This is a genomic window from Planctomycetota bacterium (assembly GCA_038746835.1).
In the GTDB taxonomy this organism is placed as follows: Bacteria; Planctomycetota; Phycisphaerae; order Tepidisphaerales; family Tepidisphaeraceae; genus JBCDKH01.
On record JBCDKH010000182.1, the window covers coordinates 1 to 7,352 of the forward strand.

The window sequence follows — 7,352 nt, forward strand, 5'->3', positions numbered from 1 at the left end:
GACGTGACCGTCGCCCTCAGCTACGGCGACTTCAGCCGCTTCACGACGCTCGAACCGTCCCAGGCGGCTGGGGCGATTCCGGCTACGCTGAACGACAATCCCTTCCTCGGCCCAAGCCCGGTCAGCGGTCCGGGCGACACGACCCCGGCCGTCCAGATGTGCCACAACGGCCTCAAGGGTGAGGGCTCATTCCTGCTGGATACCGGTGCAGCGACCAGCTTCATCAGCACCGATCTCGCCAGTCAGGTCGGCGTCAGCTACGACCCGGCCAACCCGCTCGGCTCGTCCAACCCGCGGCTGCTGGGTGTCGATCTCGAAGACCAGTTCACGCTCCAGATCAGTGGCATCAGCGGCGAAGTCCTCACCGTTCCCGGCTTCTACGCCGACAACATGCTCGTCCGCACCGAGCAGGGCGACGCGGCGAACGACCAGGACCCGAACCACCTCAATTGGCGCGGCTCGCCGGTGCTGGTCTTCGACATCGAGATTTTCGACGAGGCGGCGAACGAGACGATCATGCTCGACGGCATTTGCGGAGTGAACCATCTTGTCGCGACGGCCGACATCCTTCCGACAGACTTCATCCCGCTCTTTCTGAACCCGACCGCGACGCCGTTCGACTACGTCACCTTCGACGAGCCGGCCGGAACGCTCGGGCTGAACTTTGCGCCTGGCCAGGCTCGCCCGCCGGCGGATGCGAACCGCGACGGCACGGTCGATCTCGCCGACTTCGGCATCCTGCGTGCCAACTTCGGCGCGTCAGGCGTCGGCCACGAGAATGGCGACTTCAACTGCGACGGCGTCGTCGACCTCGCCGACTTCGGCATCCTCCGCGCGAACTTCGGCGGCACCGCGGCGGACGCTCAGCTCCTCGACGCCTGGGCGATCTCCATCCCGGAGCCGTCTGTCGCCGGCCTGCTTGTTGCTGCACCGTTACTCCGGCGTCGGCGGCACTGACGATCAGCGATCGCACACTCCGTCATCCCGAGCGCAGCCGAGGGACCTCGCCTGGTTTTGCGACCGAGAAACAGGCGAGGTCCTTCGACTCGCTGCGCTCGCTCAGGATAACGGAAGTGAGGGCATGGCGATTTTGAGCGCTCGGATCGCCAGGAACATCGGGATTTCCTTTCGCGTGAGGTTCTCCGCCTTCTGACGTGGGCCCGGGCCGCTGGTTTTGTGGCTGGGCCATTCCTCCATCGCATCGACGAGGAGGCCGGCTTGGCGGAGGGCTTTGACGTAGTGGCCGACGGGGCGGTGGAAGGTCCAGGTATAGCCGCGGTCGACGTCGCCGGGATGCGTCGTGATCGGCGACTTCCGAGGCGACAGGTATCGGTCGACGCGGCGATACTGCACCTTCGCCTCGTCGTCCCAGCCCCAGTGCGTCTCCTTGGCCCCGCGAAAGGCCGGGTGGTTCGTGACCATGACGACGCTGCCGCCCTCACGGATCGCAGCGGCCATGCCTTCGAAGACCGGGCGGATCGGATGGATGTTCGCGACCGCCAGCAGGCACGTCGCGGCGTCGAAGCACTCGCCGGCGAACCTAGACAAGTCGCGTGCGTCGCCGACATGAAACTCTCCGTCGCCGCGTTCAAGTGCTCGATCGATTAACGCCGGTGACGCGTCGACACCGACGACCGTCGCACCGGCTTCGTGCAAACGTCGACACATGACGCCTTGGCCGCAGGCGACGTCAAGCACGCGCTCGCCGCGAACTGCATCGCCGCCGAGCAGACGCATCGTGCCGGGCAGGACGACCTCGCGATGGAACTCGCCGCCATCGTCGCCGACGTGGTCGTCGTACCAGTCGGCGACGGGCTGCCAGTCGGTCTTGCCGCCGGGCTTAGGCGATGAACGACTTCTTTTTGCGGCCACTGAGGTAGCTTTCCATGACGCAGTTCGAGAGCTCGCCGCTGGCGGTGTAGAAGCTGACGCCCTTGGTCAGCTTCGTCAGCTGGTCGACGAAGCCGACCCAGTCCATGCCCCAGTAGTCCTCGACGAGGGCGAACGTGGCGAACCGGCACCCTTCGCGACGGGCAAGCAGGGCCTCCTTCAGCGTCGCCGCCGTCGATCGCGGGTCGGGCGGATAGAGCAGGAAGACCTCCTTGCCCTCGATGTGCGCCGTCGGCTGGCCGTCGGTGATGATGAAAAGCTGCTTCGTGTCGGCTGCCTTGCGTTTGAGGATGCGGCGGGCGATCTGCAGGCCCATGTGCAGGTTCGTGAAGTGTTGCGGGGCCTTGTCTATCTTGTCGATCGGCACCTTTAGCCGGACCTCGTAGTCGTAGATCGTCACCGGCTTGGGCATGGCCAGCGGCAGGTCGCGCTCCTTGATCGCCTCGCCGCCGGAGTAGAAGCCGACGAAGTCGATCGTGTCCTGCGGGAACTTCTGCCGGACCAGCGCCGACATGGCCATGGCGACCTTCTTGGCGTTGTGCCATCGGCCGTAGCGCATCATCGAGCCGCTCATGTCGAGCAGGACGACCGTGCTGACGGAGGTGGTGCCCTCGTGCTGGTGCAGCTCCATGTCGCGCTCGCCGAACTGCAGCCGTCCGCCGTTCTGGAAGTCGGGCAGGCCGTGGCGGTGCAAAGCGTTGTGGAGCGTGGCATGCAGGTCGAGGTCGCTGACGGCGTCGCCGAACTGGTAAGGCTTGGTGCCGTCGATGCGTTCGCCGTTGGGCCCGGGCGTAACTTTGCGATGGCCGTCCCGGTTGCCGCGATCGAGGTTCTCGAAGACTTCGAGAAGCGCCTTCTGCTGCATGCCGGTGACGGCCTTAGGCGTCAGGCGGAGCTTGCCACTCTCGTCCTTCTCGAGTTGGCCTTCTTTGAGCATCTTCTCGATGAACTCCTGGATGTCCGGATCGGACTGGTCCGGGTTCTCCATCATCTGCTGAAGGGCGTCCATGGCGTCATCGCCATGCCGCATCAGCATGTTCATGAGTTGGTCTTTGCCGAACAGCGAGTCCTGCGTCGGGAACTCGTCGCCGTCGAACTCGCCGTAGGTGAACTTCACGTAACCAGTCTACGCGACGAGCGGTCGGCTATTTCACCATTCGGATGGTACCGGGCTCGCGAACGGCGACGGTCATGCCGCCGACGTTGTTGCCCCATTCGTAGCTGTCCATGACGCCCAGGAAGAGCCTGGTCGCACCCTCAGGAATCTCAAAGGTCTGCTGCTCACCGGCGGAGGTGATGCCATCGCCGATGAAGAACGGCTGTGCGATCTCCGGGCTGAGCGTTGTGAATTCCCGACTGCTGGCGTTGCTCATGAAGTCGAGCGACGTTGGCTCCTGTCCCACGATCGGACCGTCGGGCCCGAGGAAGACGCCGATGAGTGACGAGTAGGGCGCTTTCAGGTTGCTCTTCCCGTTCTCGCCGCCGTTCTTGGCGACTTTGCCGTCACTTTGCGGGATGTCCATGTCGAGGACCTCGTATGACCCCTTGCTCTGGCCCAAGAGAGGATTGAGATTGGCGTCGTAGAGGCCGTTGGCATAACGGTTGGAGGCCATCCTCTTCACGTCTCCGTCGGCGGTGTCGTTGACCGCACCGCCGTGGTGCTGGGCACCGCCGACGATGGCATCGAAGGCGAGACTATCCATGTCTGTCAGGTCCAGCATGTCGACGCGGACGGCGCTGGCCTTGAGCACGCCTGCGAGCTCGCTCGTGTCGTCAAGACCCGCGTAGTCGGGGTTCTTGTGCGGGTTGTACTGGTTGGCAATCGTGCCAGCGGGCGATCCGGCGAGCCAGATGTTGCTCGTCGCCGGCACCCACTTGTTGGCCTTGACCTGACCCATCAGGGCGGCGATCGCCTCTGCGTGGGCACCGGTCGACGAACCGTGGAAGAACGTGTCCACGCCGTCCGTTTCGCCGGCGGGAAGGTGAAGCTCGACGCGAACCGCGTTGGCCTCGTCTGCCGGGGACGTCACGAACGTGCGTGTCGCTTCGTTCCACTTTCCGAGCTGGATCGTGCGTCGCGCGACGGGCACTGTCCGGCCATCCACGTCGTTCTCGGCGACCGAGCCGTGTGCAGCGGCCAGGGCCAGATCGGGGTCGAGCGTGAGCATCCGGACGCCTGCCCGCGCACCAGCGTCGGCGGCTGTCTGAAGCTCGCTCTCGGCTGAGACGGTCTTGCCCCAGTCGATCGACAGGGCAAGCAGTGCGAACAGAACAGGAATGAACAGCAGCACCGCGAGCAGCACGGAGCCGCGGCGTGCGGATGAACGACGGGCGCATTGTCCCCGGGGGATCATGCTTCCAACGTCGTACCCAGACGCCCGCGAGTGAAGGTCACCGGCGTTTATCAGACACCCACGTTTCGACGCGGACTCGCGCTGCCGCTGAGCGTGAACGAGGATCGACCGGCTGCGTTGGCGTTGACGCCAGCACCCTGGTCGGCCTCGACCGTCACAACGACCGTCGCACGTCGCAGGCGATCGTGTTCGAGGATGCCGCGGCGTCGGTTTTCGCTGCTGCGCATCGGCTGGAAGCGGCAGCGGAAGCTGGTGACGTTTCTCAGAACCACGTACTCGTCGCCCGCGTCGATGCTCTGCCGAACCTCGCCGGAATCGGCGTCGAACTGCCAGACGATCGTGCGGAAGGTCGTCGTTCCGTCGGACAGCGTGTAGGGCTCGTACACGACAAAGCCGTCGTCCTCCACGGTGTCGCCGGCGATGAAGTCGGCGCGAACCGACGGCGTGATCGGACCGGGATCGTGGGCGATGCCCAACTCGTCGGCCAGGTCGTCGGTGCCACGAAGCAGGTCAAGTGCCCGGCCGAGGGCGAGGCGAGACCGTTGGGCGGTGTCGCCGGCCGCGGCATTGGTCTGGTAGGACTGGAAACCCGCGTGCGTCGCAGCCGCAATCGCGCCCAGCACAGCAGCACTAATGGCCAGCGCGACGAGCAGTTCTGCGATGCCGAGTCCGCGGCGACGATGGTGGTGGTGTCGGCGTCGCATCAGTTCTCCCGATACGTGTGCGGCACGGCCTCGACCGTGACGTGGATGTTGATGCCGTCCGGAAGGGCGCGGTACGGGTTGTAGCGGATGTTGAGCCGGCCGTAGCCGCCGCTGATCGGGTCGGCACCGGCGTCGGTGTCGCTGTCTCGTGAGCCGAAGTAGCCCAGCGTCGTGTTACCCGCACCGTCGCCGACGACGATGATGCTGCCGTCGACGATGCCGGTGCCGCGGATGTCGATGTTGCCGGCGACGACCACGCCTTTCATCGTGCTGGGCGTTTCGCCAGGCCGCTCGAACGAGCCCATTTCGATGTTCGTGTTGGGCGCGACGATCGTGGCAGTCTCGTCGACGACGTTGTCAAAGAGGGTCTCGCCAGTGAACTCCCACGAGTTGGCAAAGTGCGTGTAGGCCGTCGAGTAGGCAGCGGTCACCGGGCCTTTGAACGTGCATGAGTCAAACCGGAGGTTGTTGCCGTCCGCGGCACCGTTGGAGTTGCTCGGGTTGATCGGGTCGTTCTTGCTGAACGAGCCGGTCTTCATGCTCTGGGCCCACTTCATGCCGTCACTCTTGTTGTACGTGACACTGCCGTTCTTGGTGATGTTGCGTTCGACGTCGACGTACGTGACGCCTTCGAAGGTGCAGTTCTTGAACACAGCGTTCAGGCCACGCGGAATCTCGACGTTGCGGAAGGTGACGTTCTCGAACACCGGCCGGTCGTACGTCGCCTGCCAGCTGCCCGAGCCAAAGGGCGTTCGCTCTTCGGCCCGGCGTGTCACAACCTCGCCGTCGTCGTAGAAGCGATCGGCATCATCGAGGCTGAGGACGGCGTTTTCGATGACGGTGCTCTTCAGCTGCGCTTCCCACTCGCCCTGGACTGCACCGAAGGCGTCGTAGCTTCCAGCGTCGGCCCAGTACGTGTCGCCGATGTCGTCGCCGCTCGTCTTGACCCAGAGCTCCTTGCCCTCGTCGTTGACGATCGGATCGAACTCCCGCAGCGTGTCTCCCGCGTTTTCGGCGGTCCGGCTGCGGAAGCCGTCGGTTGCTCCCTCAAAGTTGGCTGGGTCCAGGTCGATCATGTCTTCCGGAGACGCACCGAAGAGCACCGGTGCTGCGTCCGGCGAGTCGGGGATCAGCGGGCCACGCATCAAATCGCGAATGGTCTCACCCTTGCCCCGGCCGTCGAGGTAGTCCTGCCAGGACTCGGCACTGTCGCGCATCGAGATGCTGCCTCGGACTTTGGCATAGAGGTCCTGTTTGTCGAGATAGCCGTCGTTCCAGCCCGACCGCGCCGGATCGCCGTCGAACATCGGCCCGCCGGCTGAGTCAACGGCTTCCCAAAGGTCTGGCTCGTACAGGCCATCCGGACCGGTGAACTCCAGCTGGCTGATGGCCAGGTCGCCGTCGGTGTCGAATCGGTCGAGCAGCAGATCAAACTCGTCGATCCAGCCGTCGCCGTCGTAGTCGACAAAGCCGGCGTCGATCGCGACGTCGGCGGCAGACGTGCCCGTGCGCAGTCGGTTGCCCCAGTCGGCCTCCTCGTCGACCAGCAGGTTGTGCCAGTCATCCAGTCGGCCGGCGAGCCACGAGTCGAAGTGGTCAAAGTCGCTCAGGATCAGGTACGGGCTGAACTTGTTCGCCGTGCCCATCGCGACCGGGCCGTCGACCAGAGTGTTTCGGCCGAGCTTGATGCGCGTCTTGCCGACGACGGCGAAGTCGATCCGCTTGTCGAGGCTGAACCGCATGCTGCTGGTCCGGCTGACCTCGCGCAGCGTGCCTTCGTTGACCGTGGCCGTGCAGGAGACCTCGATGAACTGTCGGTAGCTGTTGCTGCCGGCGCTGGTGTCGTAGGCCGTATCGGGCAGGCGTTCGACGCGGATGTCGAGCTTGCCGCCTTGCACTTCGAAGTTGGAGACTTCGATGCCGAACGGGAAGCTGCCCTGGCTGTCATCGATGACGGCCGTGTCCGGGAGGTTGTCGTCCCAGTCGTCGTGGATGCGCTCGCGCATGCCGACGGTCGTGCCCGAGCTGTCGGACCAGCCGAGCCAGACGGCCGATGCGTCGTCGATGGAGAGCTGCCCGGTGCTGATGCGCGGGCGAAGATCGGCATCGGCAAGCCGCGCCGCCTGCCATCGCAGACCACTCTCGGCGAGCGAGCGTGCCCGCAGCGCATCAGCCACGACGGCGGAGCCGCGCGAGTTCATCGCCGAGACGTGGTACATCGCCGTCGCCAGGCCCGAGAGCAGGACGAGGTAGATCATCGCCAAGACGGCGGCAGCGCCGCGACGTGGGCGCATTGGAATTCGTATTCGCCTCATGATCCTGGTTCCTTTCGGCTACGGCATGCGGTACCAGCTCGTGCGTGCGACTTCTTTCTGCTCACTCCCGGGTTGTGCCTGCCAGAGAA

General features: G+C 64.9%; 6 protein-coding genes. 1 reads left to right on the plus strand and 5 read right to left on the minus strand.

Features of this window, described 5'->3' with window-relative positions; all coding sequences use genetic code 11:
* Window positions 1-957 (plus strand): hypothetical protein (locus AAGI46_14180; protein MEM1013355.1); only part of this gene is annotated, 957 nt, incomplete at its 5' end.
* A gap of 102 nt (window positions 958-1,059) precedes the next feature.
* On the opposite strand, the gene AAGI46_14185 is transcribed toward AAGI46_14180, so the two are convergent.
* The 5 genes from AAGI46_14185 to AAGI46_14205 all read right to left on the minus strand — a co-directional run bounded on the left by AAGI46_14185 (window position 1,060) and on the right by AAGI46_14205 (window position 7,242).
* The gene (locus AAGI46_14185) at window positions 1,060-1,872 is read right to left on the minus strand and encodes a class I SAM-dependent methyltransferase (GenBank protein MEM1013356.1); all 813 of its coding nucleotides are present in this window, start codon (window positions 1,870-1,872) and stop codon (window positions 1,060-1,062) included.
* Entirely contained in the window at window positions 1,841-3,007 is a 1,167-nt protein-coding gene (locus AAGI46_14190) for a VWA domain-containing protein (GenBank protein MEM1013357.1), read from the minus strand. Before AAGI46_14190 ends, AAGI46_14185 begins: the two co-directional genes overlap by 32 nt.
* Before the next feature lie 28 nt (window positions 3,008-3,035).
* Complete coding sequence (locus AAGI46_14195; GenBank protein MEM1013358.1) at window positions 3,036-4,193, minus strand: pilus assembly protein TadG-related protein; 1,158 nt, start codon at window positions 4,191-4,193, stop codon at window positions 3,036-3,038.
* Window positions 4,194-4,294: 101 nt separating this feature from the next.
* Window positions 4,295-4,948 carry a hypothetical protein gene (locus AAGI46_14200; protein MEM1013359.1) on the minus strand — a complete coding sequence of 218 codons (654 nt, stop codon included), beginning with the start codon at window positions 4,946-4,948 and terminating at the stop codon, window positions 4,295-4,297.
* On the minus strand, window positions 4,948-7,242 hold the full coding sequence (locus AAGI46_14205; protein ID MEM1013360.1) for a hypothetical protein: 2,295 nt from the start codon (window positions 7,240-7,242) through the stop codon (window positions 4,948-4,950). The genes AAGI46_14200 and AAGI46_14205 overlap by 1 nt, the downstream gene beginning before the upstream one ends.
* Window positions 7,243-7,352: the final 110 nt, after the last annotated feature.